We start from the raw sequence: 23,026 nt of genomic DNA, 5'->3' as shown, positions 1-23,026 counted from the left end.
GTGCTGACGCCACATCAGGGCGAGTTCGACAAGCTGTTCGGCAAGGGCGACGCCTCCCGCCTGGTCCGGGCGCGCCGGGCCGCGGCGACGGTCGGGGCTGTGGTGGTGCTGAAGGGAGCCGATACCATCATCGCGGCGCCGGACGGCCGGGCCGCGATCAACGCCAACGCCCCGCCGACCCTGGCCACCGGCGGCACCGGCGACGTCCTGGCCGGGATCGTGCTGGGGCTGAAGGCGCAGGGCATGACGGGATTCGAGGCCGCCTGCGCCGCCGTCTGGCTGCACGGCGCCGCGGCGCAGCGGGTCGGCGCCGGGCTGATCGCCGAGGACGTGATCGACGCGCTGCCGGCGGTCCTGGACCGGCTGTGAGCCCCCCGGCCGCCCGCCTTTTGCCTGTCGCCCATAAAAACCCTGTGCTATAGACCGGCGCTTCGCAGGGCCGACTCCCTCCGCTGCGTGCCTTTTTGTGCGTGTTTTCGGGGGCGGGCAGGGTGGGGGTCTTCGCGGGCGTGGCGGAATTGGTAGACGCACTGGATTTAGGTTCCAGCGGCGAAAGCCGTGGGGGTTCAAATCCCTCCGCCCGCACCATCAAACCTCAGACAGGGCACATAGCGTCCGACCTGTCACATCGACGGATTCCTGAAGACCGATGCAAGTGATCGAAACCAGCACCGAGGGTCTGCGGCACGAGTTCAAGATCGTCGTGCCGGCGGCCGACATCGAACAACGCGTCCAGACGGAGCTCGTCAAGCTCGCGGGCCGGGTCAAGCTCCCGGGCTTCCGCCCCGGCAAGGTGCCGGTGTCGCTGATGAAGCAGCGCTATGGCAAGTCGGTCATGGGCGAGGTCCTGGAAGGCGCCGTTGACGAGGGCACGCGCAAGGCCCTGGACGAGCGCAACCTGCGCCCGGCCCTGCGCCCGAAGGTCGAGGTCACCAGCTTCGACGAGGGCAAGGACCTGGAATACAAGGTCGATGTCGAGGTGCTGCCGGAGATCACCGCGCCGGCCTTCGACAGCGTCGAGATCACCCGCCCGGTCGCCGAGGTGACCGATGAGCAGATCGCCGCCGGCCTGACGCGCATCGCCGAGACCCGCCGCAAGTTCGAGCCGGTGACCGAGGAGCGCGGCCTGCAGAACGGCGACGTCGCCGTCATCGACTTCGAGGGCAGCCTCGACGGCCAGGCGCCGAGCGAGGAGATGTCCGGCAAGGACCATCGCCTGGAGATCGGCTCGGGCCGCTTCATCCCCGGCTTCGAGGAGCAGCTGGTCGGCAAGAAGGCGGGCGAGCATGTCACCGTCTCGCTGAGCTTCCCCGAGGAGTACCAGAGCCCCGAGCACGCCGGTAAGCCGGCGAAGTTCGAGGTCGACGTCAAGTCGATCGAGAAGGGCGTGGTGCCCGAGGTGAACGAGGAGTTCGCCAAGGAGCTGGGCTTCGAGGACCTCGAGGGCCTGCGCAACGCCGTCAAGACCCAGACCGAGCAGGAATTCGGCCGGGTGTCGCGCCTGCGGGCCAAGCGCGCCCTGCTGGACAAGCTGGCCGAGCTGGTCGATTTCGCCGTGCCGCAGGGCATGGTCGACCTGGAGTTCGACCAGATCTGGAAGCAGGTGCAGCAGTCGATCGAGACCGGCGGCGACGACAATCCGGACAAGAACAAGCCGGAGGACGAGCTGAAGGCCGAGTACCGCGCCATCGCCGAGCGCCGCGTCCGCCTGGGCCTGCTGTTCGCCGAGATCGGCCGCGCCGAGAACGTCGAGGTGACGCAGGAGGAGCTGAACCGCGCCCTGATCGCCGAGGCCCGCCGCTATCCGGGCCAGGAGCAGCAGGTGGTGGACTTCTTCCGCCAGAACCCGCAGGCGATCGAGAATCTGCGCGCGCCGCTGTTCGAGGAGAAGGTCGTCGACGTCATCCTCGGCAAGATCAAGGTCACCGACGCCACCGTGACGCCGGAGGAGCTGGCGCGCGACCCGGACGAGGACGAGGCCGCCGAGGCCAAGCCGGTCGAGGAGGCGAAGCCCGCCAAGCGTAAGTCGGCCAAGAAGGCCGCCGCCGAGACCGAGGGCGCCGAGACGAAGGCCGCCGACACCGACGCCGACACCGGCACCGGCGCCTGACCGGTTGAAGGTCGCCGCGGACCTCCCCTAATGTAGGGGTGAGCCGCGGCGCCCTGCCGGCCCGCGCGAGCCTTCGAGGAACGTATGCCTCCGTATGAGCCGAGCATGAACGCCCTGGTCCCGATGGTCGTGGAACAGACCAACCGGGGCGAGCGCGCCTATGACATCTATTCCCGCCTCCTCAAGGAGCGGATCATCTTTCTGACCGGGCCGATCTATGACGAGCTGGCCAGCCTGGTCTGCGCCCAGCTGCTGTTCCTGGAATCCGAGAACCCGAAGAAGGACATCGCCTTCTACGTCAACTCGCCGGGCGGGGTGATCACGGCGGGCATGGCGATCTACGACACCATGCAGTACATCCAGCCGCAGATCATGACCGTCTGCATCGGCCAGGCGGCGTCGATGGGCTCGCTGCTGCTGGCCGCCGGCGCTCCCGGCAAGCGCTTCGCGTTGCCGAACAGCCGGATCATGGTGCACCAGCCCTCGGGCGGCGCCCGCGGCCAGGCCTCGGACATCGAGATCCAGGCCCGCGAGATCCTCAAGCTGCGGCAGCGGCTCAACGAGGTCTATGTCAAGCACACCGGCCAGAGCCTCGAGGAGATCGAGCGCTCGATGGACCGCGACAAGTTCATGTCGGCCGACGAAGCCAAGGGCTTCGGCATCGTCGACGAGGTCGTCGAGCGGCGTCCGACCGTTGAATAATCGATCTCTTGGCCCGCGGCCCTACCGAACGGGGCCGAAGGGCGCTATCTTGATTCGTGATGAAGCGGATCTGCCCTGCGCCGGGACGACCTTGTCGCAGGGTGGAGCCGCCGCCATCTGGAGGCAACCGCATCCCGGCCTGGGCGCCAGGGGCACGCGGGTCGGTATCGCGGATGCGGAAGTGAGGCAGTGATGAGCAAGACCTCAGGCGGTGACTCGAAGAACACGCTCTACTGCTCGTTCTGCGGCAAGAGCCAGCACGAGGTTCGCAAGCTGATTGCGGGCCCGACTGTGTTCATCTGCGACGAGTGCGTCGAGCTGTGCACGGACATCATCCGCGAGGAGAACAAGACCACGCTGGTCAAGAACCGCGACGGGGTCCCGACGCCGAAGGACATCCGCAAGGTTCTGGACGACTACGTGATCGGCCAGGAGCACGCGAAGAAGGTGCTCTCCGTCGCCGTGCACAACCACTACAAGCGGCTGGCGCACGGGCAGAAGAACGGCGAGGTCGAGCTCGCAAAGTCCAACATCCTGTTGATCGGGCCGACCGGCTGCGGCAAGACGCTCTTGGCCCAGACCCTGGCGCGCATCCTCGACGTGCCCTTCACCATGGCCGACGCGACGACGCTGACCGAGGCGGGCTATGTCGGCGAGGATGTCGAGAACATCATCCTCAAGCTGCTGCAGGCCGCCGACTACAATGTCGAGCGGGCGCAGCGCGGCATCGTCTACATCGACGAGGTCGACAAGATCAGCCGCAAGTCGGACAACCCCTCGATCACCCGCGACGTCTCGGGCGAGGGCGTGCAGCAGGCCCTGCTGAAGATCATGGAAGGCACCATCGCCTCGGTGCCGCCGCAGGGCGGGCGCAAGCACCCGCAGCAGGAGTTCCTGCAGGTCGACACCACCAACATCCTGTTCATCTGCGGCGGTGCCTTCTCCGGGCTGGAGAAGATCATCTCCCAGCGCGGCCGCGGCAGCTCGCTCGGCTTCGGCGCCGATGTGCGCGGGCCGGATGAGCGGACGACCGGCGAGATCTTCAGCGAGGTCGAGCCCGAGGATCTGCTGAAGTTCGGCCTGATTCCGGAGTTCGTCGGCCGCCTGCCGGTGGTCGCGACGCTCGAGGACCTCGACTCGGACGCGCTGATCGAGATCCTGTCCAAGCCGAAGAACGCGCTGGTGAAGCAGTACCAGCGGCTGTTCGAGATGGAGGACGTGCACCTGTCGCTCACCGACGATGCCCTGAAGGGCATCGCCAACCGGGCGATCCAGCGCAAGACCGGCGCGCGCGGCCTGCGCTCGATCATGGAGAGCATCCTGCTCGAGCCGATGTACGACCTGCCGAGCATGAACGGCGTGGTCGAGATCGTGGTCAACCGCGAGGTGGTGGAGGGCCGCGCCAAGCCGCTCCTGATCTACGCGGAGAAACAGCAGGACCGCGCCCCCAGCGCCTGACGCCGGGCCCGCGACAGATCCTGACCGACCTGACAGCCGATGCCTCCGGGCATCGGCTGTTTCGTTTCGAACTTGGCCCGGAAGGCCGCCTTTGGCTTGCCACTGTGGCCCGATTGCGCTCTTGTGACGGGGTCATGAGGGCTGCAGCATTCCCGTCCCTTGAACGGCCTCCGGTCATCGCCACGTTTATCAGGCGCGCCGGGTCTCCACCGTCCGGCGCCGGCGCGGCGCCGCTTCCCGGGCCGCTGCCCACCCCAGTAAGGCAGAACGCATGTTGAACCTGAACAAAGACACGCTGTACCCGGTGTTGCCTCTGAGGGACATCGTGGTCTTCCCGCACATGATCGTGCCGTTGTTCGTCGGCCGCGAGAAGTCGGTGCGCGCGCTGGAGGACGTGATGAAGGAGGACAAGCAGATCCTCCTGGTCACCCAGCGCAACGCCTCGCAGGACGACCCGTCGCCGGAGGAGATCTTCGACGTCGGCACGATCGGGACGGTGCTGCAGCTGCTGAAGCTGCCGGACGGGACCGTCAAGGTGCTGGTGGAAGGCGTGCAGCGCGCGCGCATCGTGCGCTATTCCGACAATCCGGACTTCTTCCAGGCCCAGGTGGAGCCGCTCGAGGAGGTTGGCGCCGACCCGCAGGAGGTCGAGGCGCTGGGCCGCGCCGCGGTCGCCCAGTTCGAGCAGTACATCAAGCTCAACAAGAAGATCCCGCCTGAAGTGCTGGTCTCGGTCAACCAGATCGAGGACGGCGCCAAGCTGGCCGACACCATCGCCGCGCACCTGTCGCTGAAGATCCCCGAGAAGCAGCAGATCCTCGAGATCGCCTCGATCACCGAGCGGCTGGAGAAGGTCTATGGCTTCATGGAGGGCGAGATCGGCGTCCTCCAGGTCGAGAAGCGCATCCGCAGCCGCGTCAAGCGGCAGATGGAGAAGACCCAGCGCGAGTACTACCTGAACGAGCAGCTGAAGGCGATCCAGAAGGAGCTCGGCGAGGGCGAGGACGGTCGCGACGAGGCGGCGGAGCTCGAGGAGCGGATCAACAAAGTCAAGCTGACCAAGGAGGCCCGCGACAAGGCCATGGCCGAGCTGAAGAAGCTGCGGTCGATGAGCCCGATGTCGGCCGAGGCCACGGTGGTCCGCAACTACCTCGACTGGATGCTGTCGATTCCCTGGAAGCAGCGGACCCGCATCAAGAAGGACCTGATCCACGCCGAACAGGTGCTGAACGACGACCATTACGGCCTGGAGAAGGTCAAGGAGCGCGTGCTGGAGTACCTGGCCGTGCAGCAGCGGACCAGCAAGATCCGCGGCTCGATCCTGTGCCTGGTCGGTCCTCCGGGCGTCGGCAAGACCTCGCTGGGCAAGTCGATCGCCAAGGCCACCGGCCGCAACTTCGTGCGCATGTCGCTGGGCGGCGTCCGCGACGAGGCGGAGATCCGCGGCCATAGGCGGACCTATATCGGCTCGATGCCGGGCAAGGTCATCCAGGGCATGAAGAAGGCCAAGTCGTCGAACCCGCTGTTCCTGCTGGACGAGATCGACAAGCTGGGCGCCGACTACCGCGGCGACCCGTCCTCGGCCCTGCTGGAGGTGCTGGACCCGGAGCAGAACGCGACCTTCAACGACCACTATCTCGAGGTCGATTACGACCTGTCGGACGTGATGTTCATCTGCACGGCCAACAGCCTGCGCATGCCGCAGCCGCTGATGGACCGCATGGAGATCATCCGCATCCCCGGCTACACCGAGGATGAGAAGGTCGAGATCGCCAAGCGCCACCTGATCCAGAAGCAGGCCGAGGCCAACGGCCTGAAGAAGGGCGAGTGGACGCTGACCGACGAGGCGCTGCGCGACCTGATTCGCTATTACACCCGGGAGGCGGGCGTCCGCAGCCTGGAGCGTGAGATTGCGGGCCTGGCGCGCAAGGCGGTGCGCGAGATCCTGACCAGCGACGTCAAGAAGATCACCGTCAAGCCGGCGGATCTCGAGAAATACGCGGGCGTGCGCAAGTTCCGGTACGGCGAGGCGGAGCTGGAGGACATGGTCGGCGTCGTCACCGGCCTGGCCTGGACCGAGGTCGGCGGCGAGATCCTGTCGATCGAGGCCGTGCCGGTCCCCGGCCGCGGCCGCGTGGTGGCGACCGGCAAGCTCGGCGACGTGATGAAGGAATCGGTGCAGGCGGCGGAAAGCTTCGCCAAGGCCCGCGCCGTGTCCTTCGGCATCAAGCCGACGCTGTTCGGCAAGCGCGACATCCACGTCCACGTGCCGGAGGGGGCGACCCCGAAGGACGGGCCGTCGGCGGGCATCGCCATGGTCACGGCCATGGTCTCGGCGCTGACCGGAAACCCGGTCCGCCGCGACGTGGCGATGACCGGCGAGGTCACCCTGCGCGGGCGCGTGCTGCCGATCGGCGGCCTGAAGGAGAAGCTGCTGGCGGCCGTCCGGGCCGGGATCAAGACGGTGATTATTCCCAAGGACAATGAAAAAGACCTTGCGGATATCCCGGATTCGGTGAAGAAGGCCTTGGCAATCCTGCCGACCGCCAATGTCGAGGAGGTTCTGAAGAACGCCCTGGTGCGTCCTCTGGAGCCGATCGAATGGAAGGAAACGGATGTGGACGACATCGCCCCCGTCGCCGCTGATGGCGACGACGAAGCGGTGATCCGCCACTGAGGTATCTCGGCGGCCTTGGAACTTGGCAGAATTCCATGTGTTTCAGGGCCGCCGACGATTGACCGGGTTTCCGCGATACGCTTACATTTCGTGACGTTTCGGTGTCGGGGAAAGGCGCATCGAACGGTTGTCGGTTTGGAGATGTACCTAGCCTGTTTCCGGCGTCCCTGCCGGAACGACCAACACAGAGCCTGAAGGAGGCCGACACGTGAACAAGAACGATCTCGTCGCACACGTCGCGGAAAGCACCGGTCTGTCGCGTGCCGATGCTGGCAACGCCATCGACAGCTTCATTGACGGCGTCACCAAGACGTTGACGAAGGGGGGGGAAGTCCGCCTCGTTGGGTTCGGCACTTTCGGCGTCGCGGCGCGTGCCGCGTCTGAGGGCCGCAACCCGCGGACCGGCGAGACCATCAAGATCGCCGCCTCCAAGCAGGTCAAGTTCAAGGCCGGCAAGGGCCTGAAGGATGCCGTCAACAGCACCGGCGGCAAGAAGAAGTAAGCCTTCGCGCTTGTGTCAGAACCGGCCGGTCGGCGCCTTGGCCCGACCGGCCGCTTCATGTCCGGACCCCGCGGGATCGCTCCCGCGGGTCCGCCCGGGCGATTAGCTCAGCTGGTAGAGCATCGGTTTTACACACCGAGTGTCGGCGGTTCGAGCCCGTCATCGCCCACCAGTCCCTGGCCGCTTCGGTGCCTGGCACCAAGGTGGTCGTCAGATCGACTCTCCGGTTTTTCCGTCACGGCGAGCCCCGCAGGGGCGTGGCCATCCAGCGGCACCGACCTCTGGATGGCCACGCCCCTGCGGGGCTCGCCGTGACGGGCGGATTTTCCGGAAAGCCGCTGTTTTCCTCCGCTTGAAAATCCCGCTCCTCCGCCGGCAATTCGAGTTGACAGCCCCCGGTGGAGTGGGTATCTCAAGCGCCTCGCCGCGATGAGCGGCCAGATGCGCGGGTGTAGCTCAGTTGGTTAGAGCGCCGGCCTGTCACGCCGGAGGCCGCGGGTTCAAGTCCCGTCACTCGCGCCACTTCCTGTATTCCGGTCTCGCTCCGGGTTTCGGCGGTCCGCCGAAGGCCCTGTGATCGTTGCCGGCACCCTGCGCGGGTGTAGCTCAGTTGGTTAGAGCGCCGGCCTGTCACGCCGGAGGCCGCGGGTTCAAGTCCCGTCACTCGCGCCACTTCCCCGATCCCGCCGTTACTTGCTCCGGGCCGCCTCGTCTGTGACGGGTTCGCGGCCCTTGCTGCATTTGGACGCGGCTGGACCTGCCGGTCCAGATGGCCGTCCGAGGCATCCCGGGGAAAGGCGAAGATCCCAGCAAAATCATGCGGTTGAGAAGCATTCGCAATTAGAAAATGTGGCGGAAATTCGCTTCTCTCGTCCGACATGCCGGCCTATAAAGGCCGCGCCGGAAGGGACCCGGAACGGGCCACCCTCTCGACGAAGAATGAGATTTGGGGTGGAGCGCCTGCCGATCAAGATCGAGCAGGCTCCACGTGTGACGGGTGAGCGATGACGACCTCTCTAGTGTCGGAGTACTTTCCGATCCTCGTCTTCCTGGCGATCGCCATCGTGATCGCCGGCGCCGCGGTCGGCGCGTCCCTCGTCGTCGGGAAGCAGAACCCGGACAGCGAGAAGCTCTCGGCCTATGAGTGCGGCTTCGACGCCTTCGCCGACGCGCGCTCCAAGTTCGACGTCCGGTTCTACCTGGTCTCGATCCTGTTCATCATCTTCGACCTGGAAGTGGCCTTCCTGTTTCCCTGGGCGGTGGCGCTCAAGGACATCGGGATGTTCGGCTTCTGGTCGATGATGGTGTTCCTGGGCGTCCTGACCGTCGGCTTCATCTACGAGTGGAAGAAGGGAGCGCTGGAATGGGAGTGAGCGCGACTCAGCCGAGCAGCCCGGTGGCGACCAGCCCCGTGGGCATCGGCACGCCGATCCCCCCCGGCCCCGGGCAGGACGCGGTGATCCGTGCCGCCAATGCCGAGATCCAGGACAAGGGCTTCCTTCTGACCCAGTTCGACGCGCTGCTCGGCTGGGCGCGCACCGGATCGCTGTGGCCGATGACCTTCGGCCTGGCCTGCTGCGCGGTGGAGATGATCCACGCCTACATGCCGCGCTATGACCTGGACCGACTCGGGGTCATCCCGCGGCCCAGCCCACGCCAGTCCGACGTCATGATCGTCGCCGGCACGCTGACCAACAAGATGGCCCCGGCCCTGCGCAAGGTCTACGACCAGATGCCCGAGCCGCGCTGGGTCATCTCGATGGGCTCCTGCGCCAATGGCGGCGGCTACTACCACTACTCCTACTCGGTGGTGCGCGGCTGCGACCGCGTCGTCCCGGTCGACATCTATGTCCCGGGCTGCCCGCCGACGGCCGAGGCCCTGGTCTACGGCATCATGCAGCTGCAGAAGAAGATCCGGCGCGGCAACCGGATCATCCGCTGAGGGATCGGGAAGCAAGGAATGGCATCGATCCAGGAACTGACCGACCTCGGCACGGCCCTCGCGGCGGCGCTGGGCGCGGATGTGCTCGACCATTCGGTGTCGCCGACGGCCGAGCTGACCCTGACCGTGCGGCGCGAGTCGGTCGTCCGGGTGCTGACCCATCTGCGCGACGCGGCCGACGCCCTGTTCGAGCAGCTGACCGACATCTGCGGCGCCGACTATCCGACCCGGCCGGAGCGGCTGGAGGTCGTCTACCACCTGCTCAGCTTCCGGCATAACCGCCGGATCCGGGTCAAGGTGACGACCGACGAGGACACGCCGGTCCCGTCCGCGGCCGGCGTCTTCCCGGCCGCGACCTGGTTCGAGCGCGAGGCCTGGGATCTGTACGGCATCTTCTTCGCCGACAACCCGGATCTGCGCCGCATCCTCACCGATTACGGCTTCGAGGGGCATCCGCTGCGCAAGGATTTCCCGCTGACCGGCTATGTCGAGGTCCGCTACGACACCGAGCAGAAGCGGGTAGTCTACGAGCCGGTCAAGCTGACCCAGGATTTCCGCACCTTCGATTTCCTCAGCCCGTGGGAAGGCATGACGCGCCCCGGTCCTGACGTGCCCGTGGTCCTGCCGGGCGACGAGAAGGCCGCGCTGAACGAGCCGAAGGCGTAAGCATCATGGTCGAGACCCAGATCAAGCCCTACACCATGAACTTCGGCCCGCAGCACCCGGCCGCGCACGGCGTGCTGCGCCTGGTGCTGGAGCTGGACGGCGAGGTGGTGGAGCGGGCCGATCCGCATATCGGGCTGCTGCATCGCGGCACCGAGAAGCTGATCGAGTACAAGACCTACATGCAGGCGACGCCCTATTTCGATCGCCTGGACTATGTCGCCCCGATGAACCAGGAGCACGCCTTCGCCCTGGCGGTGGAGCGGCTGCTGGGCCTGACCGTGCCGGAGCGCGGGCAGTACATCCGCGTGCTGTTCGCCGAGATCGGCCGGGTGCTGAACCACCTGCTGAACATCACCACCTACGCGCTGGACGTCGGCGCGGTGACCCCGTCGCTGTGGGGCTTCGAGGAGCGCGAGCTCCTGATGGAGTTCTACGAGCGGGTGTCGGGCGCGCGGCTGCACGCCAACTACTTCCGCCCGGGCGGCGTCTCCCAGGACATGCCGGCCGGCCTGGCCGACGACATCTGGGCCTATACCGAGCGCTTCCCGAAATTCGTCGACGACCTCGAGAACCTGCTGACCGAGAACCGGATCTTCAAGCAGCGCCTGGTCGATATCGGCGTGGTGACGGCGGAGCAGGCCAAGGCCTGGGGCTTCTCCGGCCCGATGCTGCGCGCCTCGAACATCGCCTGGGACCTGCGCAAGGCGCAGCCCTACGACGTCTATGACCGGATGGAGTTCGACGTCCCGGTCGGCCTGACCGGCGACTGCTATGCCCGCTACCTGCTGCGGGTCGAGGAGATGCGCCAGTCCAACCGCATCATCCGGCAGTGCCTGGAGCAGATGCCGAAGGACGGCCCGGTGAAGACCACCGACCGCAAGGTGTCACCGCCGCCGCGGGCCGACATGAAGCGGTCGATGGAAGCGCTGATCCATCACTTCAAGCTCTACACCGAGGGCTATCACGTCCCGGCCGGCGAGACCTACGCCGCGGTCGAGGCCCCGAAGGGCGAGTTCGGCGTCTATCTGGTCGCGGACGGCACCAACCGGCCGTATCGCTGCCGCATCCGCGCCCCTGGCTTCGCTCATCTGCAGGGGCTCGACTTCATGAGCCGGGGACACATGCTGGCCGATGCCGTCGCGATCATCGGCAGCCAGGACATCGTGTTCGGGGAGATCGACCGATGACGGCCGCAGGGATTGCGCCGGAGGCGGAGCAGCCGAAGCATTTCGCCTTCACGCCCGAGAACCTCGAGCGGGCGAAGAAGATCATCGCCAAGTATCCCGAGGGCAAGCAGCAGAGCGCGGTGATCCCGCTGCTCGACCTCGCCCAGCGCCAGCACCACAACTGGATCCCGCGGGTGGCGATGGACCATGTCGCCGACCTGCTGGAGATGCCGCGGATCCGGGTGTACGAGGTCGCCAGCTTCTACACCATGTTCAACAAGGCCCCGGTCGGCCGCCACTTCTTCCAGGTCTGCACCACCACCCCGTGCTGGCTGCGCGGGTCGGGCGAGGTGATGCGGGCGCTGCGGGACCGGGCCGGCTGCGGCAACCATGAGACCAGCGAGGACGGCCAGTTCTCGGTGCTCGAGGTCGAGTGCCTGGGCGCCTGCGTCAACGCCCCGATGGTCCAGATCAACGACGATTTCTACGAGGATCTGGATTACGACAAGACCGTGGCGCTGATCGACGCGCTGAAGGCCGGGCAGCAGACCACGCCGGGCCCGCAGAACGGCCGCACCAATTCCGAGGCGTTGTCCGGCGCGACCACGCTGCTGAACATGAAGCCGGGCCATCGTCCGGCCGTGCCGTCCTCGGCCGCCCGTCCGGGTGCCGAGGGCAGCAGGCCAGACCAGCCGGATCCGGCGCTCGGCGGCGCGCCGCCGGCGCAGGATGTCGCGGCCCAGGCCGAGGCCTCGCCGGGCGCCCATAGCGGCGACGCCGAGCCGCAGAAGAAGGGCCGGCCGCCGCAGAGGATCGAGCCGAGCGGCGACCACCCCGGCACCGCGGATTCGGGAGAAAAGTGATGCTGCGCGACGAAGACCGCATCTTCACCAATCTCTACGGCTGGGACGACTGGGGCCTGGAAGGCGCCCGCCGCCGCGGCATCTGGAGCGACACCAAGGCGCTGGTCGATCTCGGCCGCGACAGGATCATCGAGGAGGTCAAGACCTCCGGCCTGCGCGGCCGCGGCGGTGCCGGCTTCCCGACCGGCATGAAGTGGTCCTTCATGCCGAAGGAGAGCAAGGACGGCCGACCGAGCTACCTCGTCATCAACGCCGACGAGTCGGAGCCGGGCACCTGCAAGGACCGCGAGATCCTGCGCTTCGACCCGCACCGGCTGATCGAGGGCGCGCTGCTGGCCTCCTTCGCCATGGGGGCGCACGCCTGCTACATCTACATCCGGGGCGAGTTCTACGGCGAAGCCTCGAACATGCAGGTCGCGATCGACCAGGCCTATGACGCCGGCCTGCTCGGCAAGAACGCGGCCGGCACCGGCTGGGACTTCGACCTATACCTGCACCGCGGCGCCGGCGCCTATATCTGCGGCGAGGAGACCGCGCTGCTGGAGAGCCTGGAGGGCAAGAAGGGCCAGCCGCGCAACAAGCCGCCGTTCCCGGCGGGCGCCGGCCTCTATGGCTGCCCGACCACGGTGAACAATGTCGAGACCATCGCCGTGGTCGGCGAGATCCTGCGCCGCGGCGGCGCCTGGTTCGCCGGCATCGGCCGGCCGAAGAACCAGGGCACCAAGCTGTTCTGCATCTCCGGCCATGTGAACCAGCCCTGCAATGTCGAGGAAGAGCTCGGCATCCCGATGCGGGAGCTGATCGACAAGCATGCCGGCGGCGTGCGCGGCGGCTGGGACAACCTGAAGGCGGTGATCCCCGGCGGCTCCTCCGCCCCGATCCTGCCGAAGGACATCTGCGACACCGTCCTGATGGACTTCGACGCGCTGCGCGAGGTCAAGTCGGCGCTCGGCACCGCCGGGCTGATCGTCATGGACAAGTCGACCGACGTGATCTACGCGGTCGCCCGCCTGTCGCGCTTCTACATGCATGAGAGCTGCGGCCAGTGCACGCCGTGCCGCGAGGGCACCGGCTGGATGTACCGGGTCATGCAGCGCATGGTCACCGGCAACGCCCGGTCGGACGAGATCGACATGCTGCTGCAGGTGACCAAGCAGATCGACGGCCGCAGCATCTGCGCCCTCGGCGACGCGGCCGCCTGGCCGGTCCAGGCGCTGATCCGGCATTTCCGCGACGAGATGGAGGAGCGGATCCGCGATCATCGCGACCGCGCCCATCGCCGCGAAGCCGCGGAATAGGAAGGCACCGATGCCCAAGCTGACGATTGACGGGATCGAGATCGAGGTCGAGCCAGGCACGTCGGTGCTGCAGGCCTGCGAGCGCCTCGGCATCGAGGTGCCGCGCTTCTGCTTCCACGACAAGCTCTCGGTGCCGGCGAACTGCCGCATGTGCCTGGTCGAGATGGAGAAGTCGCCGAAACCGATCGCGTCCTGCGCGATGCCGGCCGGCGACGGCATGGTGATCAAGACGAACACCGATGTCGTGCGCGATGCGCGCCGCGGCATCATGGAGTTCCTGCTGATCAACCATCCGCTCGACTGCCCGATCTGCGACCAGGGCGGCGAGTGCGACCTGCAGGACCAGGCCGTGGCCTACGGCTTCGACCGGGGCCGCTACACCGAAGGCAAGCGCGCGGTCACCGACAAGTATCTCGGGCCGCTGATCGAGACCTTCATGACCCGGTGCATCCAGTGCACCCGCTGCATCCGCTTCATCGACGAGATCGCCGGCGTGCCGGTGCTCGGCGGCGTGAACCGCGGCGAGCACATGGAGATCACCACCTATGTCGAGCAGGCGATCGCGTCCGAGCTGTCGGGCAACCTCGTCGATGTCTGCCCGGTCGGCGCGCTGACCTCCAAGCCCTACGCCTTCAGCGCCCGGCCGTGGGAGCTGCGCAAGACCGAGAGCATCGACGTCCTCGACGCCGTCGGCTCGAACATCCGCATCGACGCTCGCGGCGGCGAGGTGATGCGCGTGCTGCCGCGCCTCAACGAGGACGTCAACGAGGAGTGGATCAGCGACAAGACCCGCTACGCCATTGACGGGCTGAAGCGCCGCCGTCTCGACCGGCCCTATGTCCGGCGTGACGGCAAGCTGCAGCCGGCCAGCTGGGCCGAGGCGTTCCAGGCCATCGCCGAAAAGGCCAAAGGGCTGGATGGCAAGCGCATGGCGGCGATCGCCGGCGACACCGTCGACGCCGAGGCCATGGTCGCGCTGAAGGACCTGATGACGGCCTTCGGCTCGCCCAACCTCGACTGCCGCCAGGACGGGGCGAAGCTGCCGGCCGGGCCGCGCGGCGCCTACCTGTTCAACAGTGGCCTGGCCGGGATCGAGCAGGCCGACGTCATCCTGCTGGTCGGAACCAATCCGCGTTCCGAGGCGGCGATCGTCAACGCCCGCATTCGCAAGCGCTGGCTGCGCAACGGCCTGACCGTCGGCGTGGTCGGCCCGGATGTCGACCTGACCTACCGCACCCGCCATCTCGGGGCCGGGCCGGAGACGCTGGCGGCGATCGCCGACGGCACCGACGGCTTCGCCGAGGTGCTGCGCAACGCCAAGGCGCCGCTGCTGATCGTGGGGCAGGGGGCTTTGACCCGCGAGGATGGCGCCCAGGTGCTGGCCGCCTGCCGCCGGATCGCCGAGACCTTCGGCCTAGTCCGCGACGGCTGGAACGGCTTCAACGTGCTGCACACCGCGGCGGCCCGGGTCGGCGGCCTGGACCTCGGCTTCCTGCCTGGCCCGGGCGGCCGCGACGTCGCCGGCATCCTCGACGGCGCGCAGAAGGGCGAGATCGACTTCGTCTGGCTGCTGGCGGCCGACGAGATCGACACCGGCCGGCTCGGCAAGGCCTTCGTGGTCTACCAGGGCCATCACGGCGACCGCGGCGCCCATCGCGCCGACGTGATCCTGCCGGGTGCCGCCTACACCGAGAAGAACGCCACCTACGTCAACACCGAAGGCCGCGTGCAGCAGGCCCGCATGGCGGTGTTCCCGCCGGGCGAGGCGCGCGAGGACTGGAAGATCCTGCGCGCCGCCAGCGAGGCCATGGGCCGCAAGCTGCCCTATGACAGCCTGCGCGAGGTGCGCCAGCGCCTGGTCGCGGTGAACCCGGTCTTCGGGGCGCCGGATACCCAGGCGCCGGGCGAGTGGGGCGCCTTCGGCGCCGAAGGCGCGATGGGCACGGCGCCCTTCGCCTCGGCGGTCGAGAACTTCTACATGACGGACCCGATCAGCCGCGCCTCGGAGACGATGGCGCTGTGCATCGACGAGATCCTGGGCCAGCACAAAGCGGCGGCGGAGTAACGCGGCGATGGACTTCTGGAGCGGATACGCCTGGCCGACGGTTCTCGTCGTCCTTCAGATCATCGCGATCGTCCTGCCGCTGATCATCGCGGTGGCCTACCTGACCTATGCCGAGCGCAAGGTCATGGCCGCGATGCAGCTGCGCCAGGGCCCGATGGTGGTCGGCCCCTTCGGCCTGCTGCAGCCGATCGCCGACGGCCTCAAGCTCCTGAGCAAGGAGACGATCATCCCGTCGGGCGCCAACCGGATGCTGTTCATCCTGGCGCCGATGATCACCTTCTTCCTCAGCCTCGTGGCCTGGGCAGTGATCCCGTTCGACGATGGCTGGGTGCTGGCCGACATCAACGTCGGCGTGCTGTACCTGTTCGCGATCTCCTCGCTCGGCGTCTACGGCATCATCATCGCCGGCTGGTCGTCGAACTCGAAATACGCCTTCCTCGGCGGCCTGCGCTCCGCGGCGCAGATGGTGTCCTACGAAGTCTCGATCGGCTTCGTCATGATCTCCGTGCTGCTCTGCGTCGGCTCGCTCCGGATCTCCGACATCGTCCATGCGCAGGAGACGATCTGGTTCGCGATCCCGCTGCTGCCGATGTTCGTGATCTTCTTCATCTCGGCGCTGGCCGAGACCAACCGGGCGCCGTTCGACCTGCCCGAGGGCGAATCCGAGATCACCGGCGGCTTCATGGTCGAGTACTCGTCCATGACCTACGCGCTGTTCTTCCTCGGCGAATACGCCAACATGATCCTGATGAGCGGGATGACCTCCATCCTGTTCCTCGGCGGGTGGCTGCCGCCCTTCGGCTTCGCGCCGTTCACCTGGATCCCCGGCGTGATCTGGTTCGTGGCGAAGATCCTCTTCTGCCTGTTCGTCTTCATCTGGGTCCGGGCGACGCTGCCGCGCTTCCGCTACGACCAGCTGATGCGGCTGGGCTGGAAGGTGTTCCTTCCGTTCTCGCTGGCCTGGGTGGTCATCACCGCCGGCGTGCTCACCGCCTTCGGCTGGCTGCCGAACTGAAAGGCCGAGACATGGCGTTCATCGACCGCACCGCCCGCAGCCTGCTGCTCAAGGAAATCCTGGGCGGCCTGGCGCTGACCTTCAGCTACATGTTCAAGCAGAAGGCCACGCTGAACTACCCGTACGAGAAGGGCCCGCTGAGCCCGCGCTTCCGCGGCGAGCATGCGCTGCGCCGCTATCCCAGCGGCGAGGAGCGGTGCATCGCCTGCAAGCTGTGCGAGGCGATCTGCCCGGCCCAGGCCATCACCATCGAGGCCGAGCCGCGCGCCGACGGCAGCCGCCGCACGACGCGCTACGACATCGACATGACCAAGTGCATCTATTGCGGCCTGTGCCAGGAGGCCTGCCCGGTGGATGCGATCGTCGAGGGACCGAACTTCGAGTTCGCGACCGAGACGCGCGAGGAGCTTTTCTACAACAAGGAAAAGCTGCTGCAGAACGGGGACCGCTGGGAAGCGCAGATCGCCGCGAACATTGCGGTCGACGCGCCGTACCGGTAAGACCCGCCGCGCCGCTTCGCCGGGGGATTCGGCCGGGGCGGTGCCGAGAGGGGTAGAGCAACCGTGACCTCGAGCGTCCGCAGGGGACGACAGGGAGCACCGTGAGATGATCATCCAGGCCTTGGCCTTCTATATCTTCGCCGCGATCACCGTGGCCTCCGCCGTGATGGTGATCTCGGCCCGCAACTCGGTGCACTCGGTGCTGTTCCTGATCCTCGCCTTCTTCAACGCGGCGGCGCTGTTCGTGCTGATCGGGGCGGAGTTCCTGGCGATGATCCTGGTCGTCGTCTATGTCGGCGCGGTCGCGGTGCTGTTCCTGTTCGTCGTGATGATGCTGGACATCAACTTCGCCGAGCTCAGGGCCGGCTTCCTGCGCTACCTGCCGATCGGCGCGCTGATCGGCGTGGTGCTTCTGGTCGAGTTGTTCCTGCTCTACGGCTCGGTCGGCGGCCCGTCGATCCTGGCCGCGGGCGCGGCGCATGCGGGCCCGACCAACACCGCGGCGCTGGGCCAGCTGATCTACACGCAGTACGCCTTTCCGTTCCAGGCCGCGGGCCTCGTCCTCCTGGTCGCGATGATCGGGGCGATCGTGCTGACCCTGCGCCACCGCGCCGGCGTCCGCCGCCAGGTGATTTCGCAGCAGCTCGCGCGCCGGCGCGAGGAGGTGATGGTGATCAAGAAGATCGGCACCGGGGAAGGGGCCTGACGCCATGACGATCGGACTCGGGCACTACCTCGTCCTCGCGGCGATCCTGTTCACGCTCGGCATCTTCGGCGTGTTCCTGAACCGCAAGAACGTCATCGTCATCCTGATGTCGGTCGAGCTGATGCTGCTCGCCGTCAACATCAACCTCGTCGCCTTCTCGGTCGCGCTCGGCGACCTGGTGGGGCAGGTGTTCGCGCTGTTCGTGCTGACCGTCGCCGCCGCCGAGGCGGCGATCGGCCTCGCGATCCTCGTCGTCTACTTCCGCAACCGCGGCTCGATCGCGGTTGAGGACATCAACATGATGAAGGGCTGAGGCGCCCCCGATGGACATCGCAGCAATCTTCCTGCCGCTGGCCGGCTTCCTGATCGCAGGACTGTTCGGCCGCCTCATCGGTGACCGCGCCTCGATGGCCGTGACGACGCTCGGCGTCTGCGTCGCCGCGCTCATCTCCTGGTGGCTGTTCTTCGACGTCGCCATCGATGGCAACGTCCGCACCCATTCGCTGCTGCTGTGGATCAGCAGCGGCACCTTCGTCGCCGACTGGGCGCTGAAGTTCGACACGCTGACCGCCGTGATGCTGATCGTGGTGAACACCGTCTCCGCGATGGTGCACGTCTACTCGATCGGCTACATGTCGCACGACCACTCCAAGCCGCGCTTCTTCGCCTATCTCAGCCTGTTCACCTTCGCCATGCTGATGCTGGTGACGGCGGACAACCTGATCCAGCTGTTCTTCGGCTGGGAGGGCGTCGGCCTGGCCTCCTACCTGCTGATCGGCTTCTGGTACGAGAAGGAGAGCGCCCGCGCCGCCGCGGTGAAGGCGTTCCTGGTCAACCGCGTCGGCGACTTCGGCTTCGCCCTGGGCATCTTCGCCGTCTACAAGATCTTCGGCACGGTGCGGTACGAGGAGATCTTCGCCGCCGCGCCGCATATGGTCGACGCGCGGATCAACTTCCTCGGCATGGACCTGCCGGCCCTGACCACCGCCTGCCTGCTGCTGTTCGTCGGCGCCATGGGCAAGTCGGCCCAACTGGGCCTGCACACCTGGCTGCCGGACGCCATGGAAGGCCCGACCCCGGTCTCGGCCCTGATCCATGCGGCCACCATGGTCACCGCCGGTGTGTTCATGCTGTCGCGCATGTCGCCGCTGTTTGAATACGCCCCGGACGCGCTGGCCGTGGTCTGTGTCATCGGCGCGCTGACCGCCTTCGTCGCCGCGACGATCGGCCTGACCCAGTTCGACATCAAGCGGGTCATCGCCTATTCGACCATGAGCCAGCTCGGCTACATGTTCTTCGCCATCGGCGTCTCGGCCTACCAGGCGGCGATCTTCCACCTGATGACGCACGCCTTCTTCAAGGCGCTGCTGTTCCTCGGCGCCGGCTCGGTCATCCACGCCATGGGCGGCGAGCAGGACATGCGCAAGATGGGCGGCATCTGGCGGCTGATCCCGTGGACCTACGCCCTGATGTGGATCGGCAGCCTGGCGCTGGCCGGCATCGGCATCCCGGGCGTGTTCGGCTTCGCCGGCTTCTACTCGAAGGACATGATCCTCGAGGCGTCGTGGGCCGCGCACACCAATGTCGGCGCCTTCGCCTACTGGCTCGGCATCCTGGCCGCGGTGATGACCGCCTTCTACAGCGGCCGCCTGCTGTTCCTGACCTTCCACGGCAAGCCGCGCGCCGACCATCACACCATGGACCATGTCCATGAATCCCCGCCGGTGATGCTGGTGCCGCTCCTGATCCTCGGCACCGGCGCGGTGCTGGCGGGCCTGATCGGCTACGACGTCTTCGTCGGCGAGGGGCGCGAGCACTTCTGGCGCGAGGCGATCCTGGTGCTGCACGGCCAGGACAGCATCGAGGAGGCGCACCACGTCGCCCTCTGGGTCAAGCTGCTGCCGCTGGTCGCCGGCCTGGTCGGCCTCGCCGCCTCCTGGCTGTTCTACATCCAGTCGCCGGGCCTGCCGGGCGCGGTGGTGCGGGCGTTCAAGCCGATCCACCAGCTGTTCTTCCGCAAGTGGTACTTCGACGAGATCTACGACGCCGTCTTCGTCAAGCCGGCCTTCGTCCTGGGCCGCGTCTTCTGGAAGGGCGGCGACGGCGCGATCATCGACCGGCTGGGGCCGGACGGTGTCGCGGCCACCTCGATCGGCATCGCCCGCAAGGCCAGCCGGCTCGAGAGCGGATATGTCTACCACTATGCCTTCGTCATGGTGATCGGCGTGGTCGCGCTGGTCTCCTGGTATGTCTTCGGCGGCCGGATGTGAGAGTGACCCATGGGTAATTGGCCGATCCTCTCGCTCGCCACCTTCCTGCCGCTGGTCGGCGCAGCATTGATCCTGCTGCTGGCCCGGGGCAGCGAGGCCGCCGTGGCCGCCACCTCCCGCTGGGTGGCGCTGTGGACCACGCTGGTCACCTTCGCGCTCACGGTCGCCATCTGGCTCGGCTTCGACCCCTCGGTGGTCGGCTTCCAGATGGAAGAGAAGGTGGCGTGGTTCCCGGACCTCAACATCGCCTACCACATGGGCGTGGACGGCATCTCGGTGCTGTTCGTCGTCCTCTCCGCCTTCCTGATGCCGATCTGCATCCTCGCCAGCTGGGAGAGCATCCACAGCCGGGTGAAGGAGTACATGGTCTCGTTCCTGATCCTCGAGACCATGATGATCGGCATGTTCTGCGCGCTCGACTACGTGCTGTTCTACGTCTTCTTCGAAGGCGTGCTGATTCCGATGTTCGTCATCATCGGCATCTGGGGCTCGGGCGAGCGCCGCATCTACGCCGCCTTCAAGCTGTTCCTGTTCACGCTGCTCGGCTCGGTGCTGATGCTGGTGGCGCTGCTGGCGATGTATGTCCAGGCCGGCACCACCGACATCCCGACGCTGCTGGCGACGGATTTCGGCTACGACATGCAGGTCTGGCTGTGGCTGGCCATGTTCGCCTCCTTCGCGGTGAAGGTGCCGATGTGGCCGGTGCATACCTGGCTGCCGGACGCCCACGTGGAAGCGCCGACGGCGGGCTCGGTGATCCTGGCGGGCGTGCTGCTGAAGATGGGCGGCTACGGCTTCCTGCGCTTCTCGATCCCGATGCTGCCGGAGGCGACGGCGCTCTTGACGCCGCTGGTCTACGGCCTGTCGATCGTCGCGGTCATCTACACCTCCCTCGTCGCCCTGGCGCAGGAGGACATGAAGAAGATGATCGCCTATTCCTCGATCGCGCATATGGGCTTCGTCACCGCCGGCATGTTCTCGCTGACCCAGCAGGGCGTCGAGGGCTCGATCTTCCAGATGCTCAGCCACGGCGTGGTCTCGTCGGCGCTCTTCCTCTGCGTCGGCGTGGTCTATGACCGGCTGCACACCCGCGAGATCGCGCGCTATGGCGGCCTGGCAACCAACATGCCGAAATACGCCGTGTTCTTCATGATCATGCTGCTCGGCTCGGTCGGCCTGCCGGCCACCTCGGGCTTCGTCGGCGAGTTCATGATCATGCTCGGCCTGTTCCAGGTGAACACCTGGGTCGCGACCCTGGTCGCCACCGGCCTGATCCTGGGCGCCACCTACATGCTGCTGCTGTACCGCAAGGTCATCTTCGGCGAGATCACACGCGACGACGTGCGGAAGATGACCGATCTCAGCCCGCGCGAGATCTGCCTCTTCGTGCCGCTGGCGATCGTCGTGCTGTGGATGGGCATCTACCCGTCCAGCTTCCTGAACGTGATGTCGGTCTCGGTCGACCACCTCGTCACCCAATACCACGCCGATCTCGGCCGCGCCGACGCGGTCGCGGTGGCCGTCCGCTGATCCGGGGATCCGATCCATGGTGTCTCTTCCCGATCTGATGCCGGCCCTGCCGGAGATCTTCCTGGCCTGCGCCGGCATGGCGCTGCTGCTGATCGGTGTCTTCCTGGGCGAGAAGTCGACCCGGATCGTCGCCTCGCTGGCGGTGATGTCCTTCATCATCGCCGGGGCGCTGCTGGTGATGGGGCAGGGCGGCCGGGCGGTGACCTTCAACGGCATGTTCGTCGCCGACGGCTTCGCCGTGTTCATGAAGATCGTGGTCCTGGTCGGCTCGGCGCTGGCCCTGATCCTCTCGCTCGACTACCTCGAGCATGAGGGCATGTCGCGCTTCGAGTATCCGGTGCTGTTCGTGCTGGCCACGGTCGGCATGATGCTGATGATCAGCGCCAACAACCTGATCTCGCTGTATCTCGGCCTCGAGCTGCAGAGCCTGTCGCTCTATGTCGTCGCCGCCTTCAACCGGGATTCGGAGCGGTCGAGCGAGGCCGGGCTGAAGTACTTCGTGCTCGGCGCCCTGTCCTCGGGCCTGCTGCTGTACGGCACCTCGCTGGTCTACGGCTTCCTCGGCACCACCAGTTTCGACGCGCTGGCCCAGGCCCTCTCCGGCCAGGCTGCGGCCGCCGGCGTGCTGGGCGGCACCCAGATGGGTGTGATCATCGGCGTGGTGTTCATCTGCGCCGCCCTGGCCTTCAAGGTCTCGGCCGTGCCGTTCCACATGTGGACGCCGGACGTCTATGAGGGCGCGCCGACTCCGGTCACCGCCTTCTTCGCGGTGGCGCCGAAGGTGGCGGCCATGGCGCTGTTTATCCGCGTGCTGGTCGAGCCGTTCGGCCACCTGACCAGCCAGTGGCAGCAGATCATCGTCGTCGCCTCGGCCCTGTCGATGATCCTCGGCGCCTATGCCGCGATCGCGCAGACCAACATCAAGCGGCTGATGGCTTATTCCTCGATCGGCCATGTCGGCTTCGCCCTGCTCGGCCTCGCCGCCGGCACCCAGCAGGGCATCACCGGCGTGATCGTCTACATGGCGATCTACGTGCCGATGAGCCTGGGCGCCTTCGCCGTGATCCTGTCGATGCGCATCAACGGCAAGCAGGTCGAGGGCATCCAGGACCTCGCCGGCCTCGGCAAGACCAGCCCCGGCCTGGCCTTCGCGCTCGTCATCATGATGTTCTCAATGGCCGGCATCCCGCCGCTGGCCGGCTTCTTCGCCAAGCTCTACGTGTTCAAGGCGGTGATCGAGCAGCAGTTCTACGTGCTGGCGGTGATCGGCGTGCTGGCCAGCGTGGTGTCGGCGGTCTACTACCTGAAGATCATCCGGGTGATGTATTTCGACGAGCCGAAGGTCGCCTTCGACAAGCCGGAAGGCGCCGCGATCCCGGCCATCCTCACCGTCTCGACCCTGTTCATCGTGGTGTTCTGGCTGCTGCCGGCGCCGTTGACCGGGGCAGCCCAGGCGGCCGCGGCCAGCCTGTTCGGGGGCTGATTGCCCGGCAGCCCCTCCCTGGTCACGCTGCCGGAAGGCTGGCGGCTCGACGCGAGGGACAGCGTCGGCAGCA

20 protein-coding genes and 4 tRNA genes are annotated in these 23,026 nt (G+C 67.0%); all 24 read left to right on the top strand.

Annotated elements, in window-relative coordinates; translation table 11 throughout:
* The coding region (locus P409_RS04565; protein ID WP_274519141.1) for an ADP-dependent NAD(P)H-hydrate dehydratase at positions 1-369 on the top strand (369 nt) is incomplete at its 5' end.
* 134 nt (positions 370-503) lie between these two features.
* Positions 504-588, top strand: a tRNA-Leu gene (locus P409_RS04560).
* Positions 589-649: 61 nt separating this feature from the next.
* Complete coding sequence (tig, locus tag P409_RS04555) at positions 650-2,110, top strand: trigger factor (RefSeq protein WP_034832310.1); 1,461 nt, start codon at positions 650-652, stop codon at positions 2,108-2,110.
* An 84-nt stretch (positions 2,111-2,194) separates the two neighbouring features.
* Positions 2,195-2,812 carry an ATP-dependent Clp endopeptidase proteolytic subunit ClpP gene (gene clpP / locus P409_RS04550; RefSeq protein ID WP_034832309.1) on the top strand — a complete coding sequence of 206 codons (618 nt, stop codon included), beginning with the start codon at positions 2,195-2,197 and terminating at the stop codon, positions 2,810-2,812.
* A gap of 192 nt (positions 2,813-3,004) precedes the next feature.
* Complete coding sequence (gene clpX / locus P409_RS04545) at positions 3,005-4,270, top strand: ATP-dependent Clp protease ATP-binding subunit ClpX (protein ID WP_034832306.1); 1,266 nt, start codon at positions 3,005-3,007, stop codon at positions 4,268-4,270.
* A 271-nt stretch (positions 4,271-4,541) separates the two neighbouring features.
* Positions 4,542-6,947, top strand: coding sequence for an endopeptidase La (lon, locus tag P409_RS04540; RefSeq protein WP_034832304.1), 2,406 nt, complete (start codon positions 4,542-4,544; stop codon positions 6,945-6,947).
* A gap of 208 nt (positions 6,948-7,155) precedes the next feature.
* On the top strand, positions 7,156-7,449 hold the full coding sequence (locus tag P409_RS04535; RefSeq protein ID WP_034832302.1) for an HU family DNA-binding protein: 294 nt from the start codon (positions 7,156-7,158) through the stop codon (positions 7,447-7,449).
* A 96-nt stretch (positions 7,450-7,545) separates the two neighbouring features.
* Positions 7,546-7,621, top strand: a tRNA-Val gene (locus P409_RS04530).
* Between the two features lie 273 nt (positions 7,622-7,894).
* Positions 7,895-7,971, top strand: a tRNA-Asp gene (locus P409_RS04525).
* Positions 7,972-8,044: 73 nt separating this feature from the next.
* Positions 8,045-8,121: transfer RNA gene (locus P409_RS04520), tRNA-Asp, on the top strand.
* Positions 8,122-8,453: 332 nt separating this feature from the next.
* A complete protein-coding gene (locus P409_RS04515) occupies positions 8,454-8,822 on the top strand; it encodes an NADH-quinone oxidoreductase subunit A (RefSeq protein ID WP_034832298.1) in 369 nt (122 codons plus the stop codon).
* Complete coding sequence (locus tag P409_RS04510; RefSeq protein ID WP_081991254.1) at positions 8,813-9,391, top strand: NuoB/complex I 20 kDa subunit family protein; 579 nt, start codon at positions 8,813-8,815, stop codon at positions 9,389-9,391. The genes P409_RS04515 and P409_RS04510 overlap by 10 nt, the downstream gene beginning before the upstream one ends.
* A gap of 18 nt (positions 9,392-9,409) precedes the next feature.
* On the top strand, positions 9,410-10,057 hold the full coding sequence (locus tag P409_RS04505) for an NADH-quinone oxidoreductase subunit C (RefSeq protein WP_034832292.1): 648 nt from the start codon (positions 9,410-9,412) through the stop codon (positions 10,055-10,057).
* Between the two features lie 5 nt (positions 10,058-10,062).
* Complete coding sequence (locus P409_RS04500) at positions 10,063-11,244, top strand: NADH-quinone oxidoreductase subunit D (RefSeq protein ID WP_034832289.1); 1,182 nt, start codon at positions 10,063-10,065, stop codon at positions 11,242-11,244.
* On the top strand, positions 11,241-12,086 hold the full coding sequence (gene nuoE / locus P409_RS04495; protein ID WP_152613234.1) for an NADH-quinone oxidoreductase subunit NuoE: 846 nt from the start codon (positions 11,241-11,243) through the stop codon (positions 12,084-12,086). Before P409_RS04500 ends, nuoE begins: the two co-directional genes overlap by 4 nt.
* Positions 12,086-13,384 (top strand): NADH-quinone oxidoreductase subunit NuoF, encoded by a 1,299-nt coding sequence (gene nuoF, locus P409_RS04490; RefSeq protein ID WP_034832285.1) that lies wholly within the window; start codon positions 12,086-12,088, stop codon positions 13,382-13,384. The genes nuoE and nuoF overlap by 1 nt, the downstream gene beginning before the upstream one ends.
* Positions 13,385-13,394: 10 nt before the next feature.
* Positions 13,395-15,449 carry an NADH-quinone oxidoreductase subunit NuoG gene (nuoG, locus tag P409_RS04485; protein WP_034832282.1) on the top strand — a complete coding sequence of 685 codons (2,055 nt, stop codon included), beginning with the start codon at positions 13,395-13,397 and terminating at the stop codon, positions 15,447-15,449.
* A gap of 7 nt (positions 15,450-15,456) precedes the next feature.
* Positions 15,457-16,464, top strand: coding sequence for an NADH-quinone oxidoreductase subunit NuoH (gene nuoH, locus P409_RS04480; RefSeq protein ID WP_034832279.1), 1,008 nt, complete (start codon positions 15,457-15,459; stop codon positions 16,462-16,464).
* Between the two features lie 11 nt (positions 16,465-16,475).
* Positions 16,476-16,964, top strand: a complete 489-nt coding sequence (gene nuoI, locus P409_RS04475) for an NADH-quinone oxidoreductase subunit NuoI (RefSeq protein WP_034832276.1) — start codon at positions 16,476-16,478, stop codon at positions 16,962-16,964.
* Positions 16,965-17,070: 106 nt separating this feature from the next.
* On the top strand, positions 17,071-17,670 hold the full coding sequence (locus P409_RS04470; protein WP_034832273.1) for an NADH-quinone oxidoreductase subunit J: 600 nt from the start codon (positions 17,071-17,073) through the stop codon (positions 17,668-17,670).
* Positions 17,671-17,674: 4 nt separating this feature from the next.
* Entirely contained in the window at positions 17,675-17,983 is a 309-nt protein-coding gene (gene nuoK / locus P409_RS04465) for an NADH-quinone oxidoreductase subunit NuoK (RefSeq protein ID WP_034832270.1), read from the top strand.
* 10 nt (positions 17,984-17,993) lie between these two features.
* The gene (nuoL, locus tag P409_RS04460) at positions 17,994-19,940 is read left to right on the top strand and encodes an NADH-quinone oxidoreductase subunit L (protein ID WP_034832267.1); all 1,947 of its coding nucleotides are present in this window, start codon (positions 17,994-17,996) and stop codon (positions 19,938-19,940) included.
* 9 nt (positions 19,941-19,949) lie between these two features.
* On the top strand, positions 19,950-21,470 hold the full coding sequence (locus P409_RS04455) for an NADH-quinone oxidoreductase subunit M (RefSeq protein WP_034832263.1): 1,521 nt from the start codon (positions 19,950-19,952) through the stop codon (positions 21,468-21,470).
* A gap of 16 nt (positions 21,471-21,486) precedes the next feature.
* Positions 21,487-22,953, top strand: a complete 1,467-nt coding sequence (gene nuoN / locus P409_RS04450; RefSeq protein WP_034832260.1) for an NADH-quinone oxidoreductase subunit NuoN — start codon at positions 21,487-21,489, stop codon at positions 22,951-22,953.
* Positions 22,954-23,026: the final 73 nt, after the last annotated feature.

Origin of the sequence: Inquilinus limosus MP06, from assembly GCF_000767795.1 — a bacterium.
Taxonomy (GTDB): Bacteria; Pseudomonadota; Alphaproteobacteria; order DSM-16000; family Inquilinaceae; genus Inquilinus; species Inquilinus limosus_E.
Note: the sequence above shows the minus strand (reverse complement) of the source record. Positions and strands in the feature narration are given on the sequence as shown.

What these genes read in the sequence shown, in the direction of transcription:
- tig (WP_034832310.1), top strand. Translation starts at nt 650, where the DNA reads ATGCAAGTGATCGAAACCAGCACCGAGGGTCTGCGGCACGAGTTCAAG.
- clpP (WP_034832309.1), top strand. Translation starts at nt 2,195, where the DNA reads ATGCCTCCGTATGAGCCGAGCATGAACGCCCTGGTCCCGATGGTCGTG.
- clpX (WP_034832306.1), top strand. Translation starts at nt 3,005, where the DNA reads ATGAGCAAGACCTCAGGCGGTGACTCGAAGAACACGCTCTACTGCTCG.
- lon (WP_034832304.1), top strand. Translation starts at nt 4,542, where the DNA reads ATGTTGAACCTGAACAAAGACACGCTGTACCCGGTGTTGCCTCTGAGG.
- P409_RS04515 (WP_034832298.1), top strand. Translation starts at nt 8,454, where the DNA reads ATGACGACCTCTCTAGTGTCGGAGTACTTTCCGATCCTCGTCTTCCTG.
- P409_RS04510 (WP_081991254.1), top strand. Translation starts at nt 8,813, where the DNA reads ATGGGAGTGAGCGCGACTCAGCCGAGCAGCCCGGTGGCGACCAGCCCC.
- P409_RS04505 (WP_034832292.1), top strand. Translation starts at nt 9,410, where the DNA reads ATGGCATCGATCCAGGAACTGACCGACCTCGGCACGGCCCTCGCGGCG.
- P409_RS04500 (WP_034832289.1), top strand. Translation starts at nt 10,063, where the DNA reads ATGGTCGAGACCCAGATCAAGCCCTACACCATGAACTTCGGCCCGCAG.
- nuoE (WP_152613234.1), top strand. Translation starts at nt 11,241, where the DNA reads ATGACGGCCGCAGGGATTGCGCCGGAGGCGGAGCAGCCGAAGCATTTC.
- nuoF (WP_034832285.1), top strand. Translation starts at nt 12,086, where the DNA reads ATGCTGCGCGACGAAGACCGCATCTTCACCAATCTCTACGGCTGGGAC.
- nuoG (WP_034832282.1), top strand. Translation starts at nt 13,395, where the DNA reads ATGCCCAAGCTGACGATTGACGGGATCGAGATCGAGGTCGAGCCAGGC.
- nuoH (WP_034832279.1), top strand. Translation starts at nt 15,457, where the DNA reads ATGGACTTCTGGAGCGGATACGCCTGGCCGACGGTTCTCGTCGTCCTT.
- nuoI (WP_034832276.1), top strand. Translation starts at nt 16,476, where the DNA reads ATGGCGTTCATCGACCGCACCGCCCGCAGCCTGCTGCTCAAGGAAATC.
- P409_RS04470 (WP_034832273.1), top strand. Translation starts at nt 17,071, where the DNA reads ATGATCATCCAGGCCTTGGCCTTCTATATCTTCGCCGCGATCACCGTG.
- nuoK (WP_034832270.1), top strand. Translation starts at nt 17,675, where the DNA reads ATGACGATCGGACTCGGGCACTACCTCGTCCTCGCGGCGATCCTGTTC.
- nuoL (WP_034832267.1), top strand. Translation starts at nt 17,994, where the DNA reads ATGGACATCGCAGCAATCTTCCTGCCGCTGGCCGGCTTCCTGATCGCA.
- P409_RS04455 (WP_034832263.1), top strand. Translation starts at nt 19,950, where the DNA reads ATGGGTAATTGGCCGATCCTCTCGCTCGCCACCTTCCTGCCGCTGGTC.
- nuoN (WP_034832260.1), top strand. Translation starts at nt 21,487, where the DNA reads ATGGTGTCTCTTCCCGATCTGATGCCGGCCCTGCCGGAGATCTTCCTG.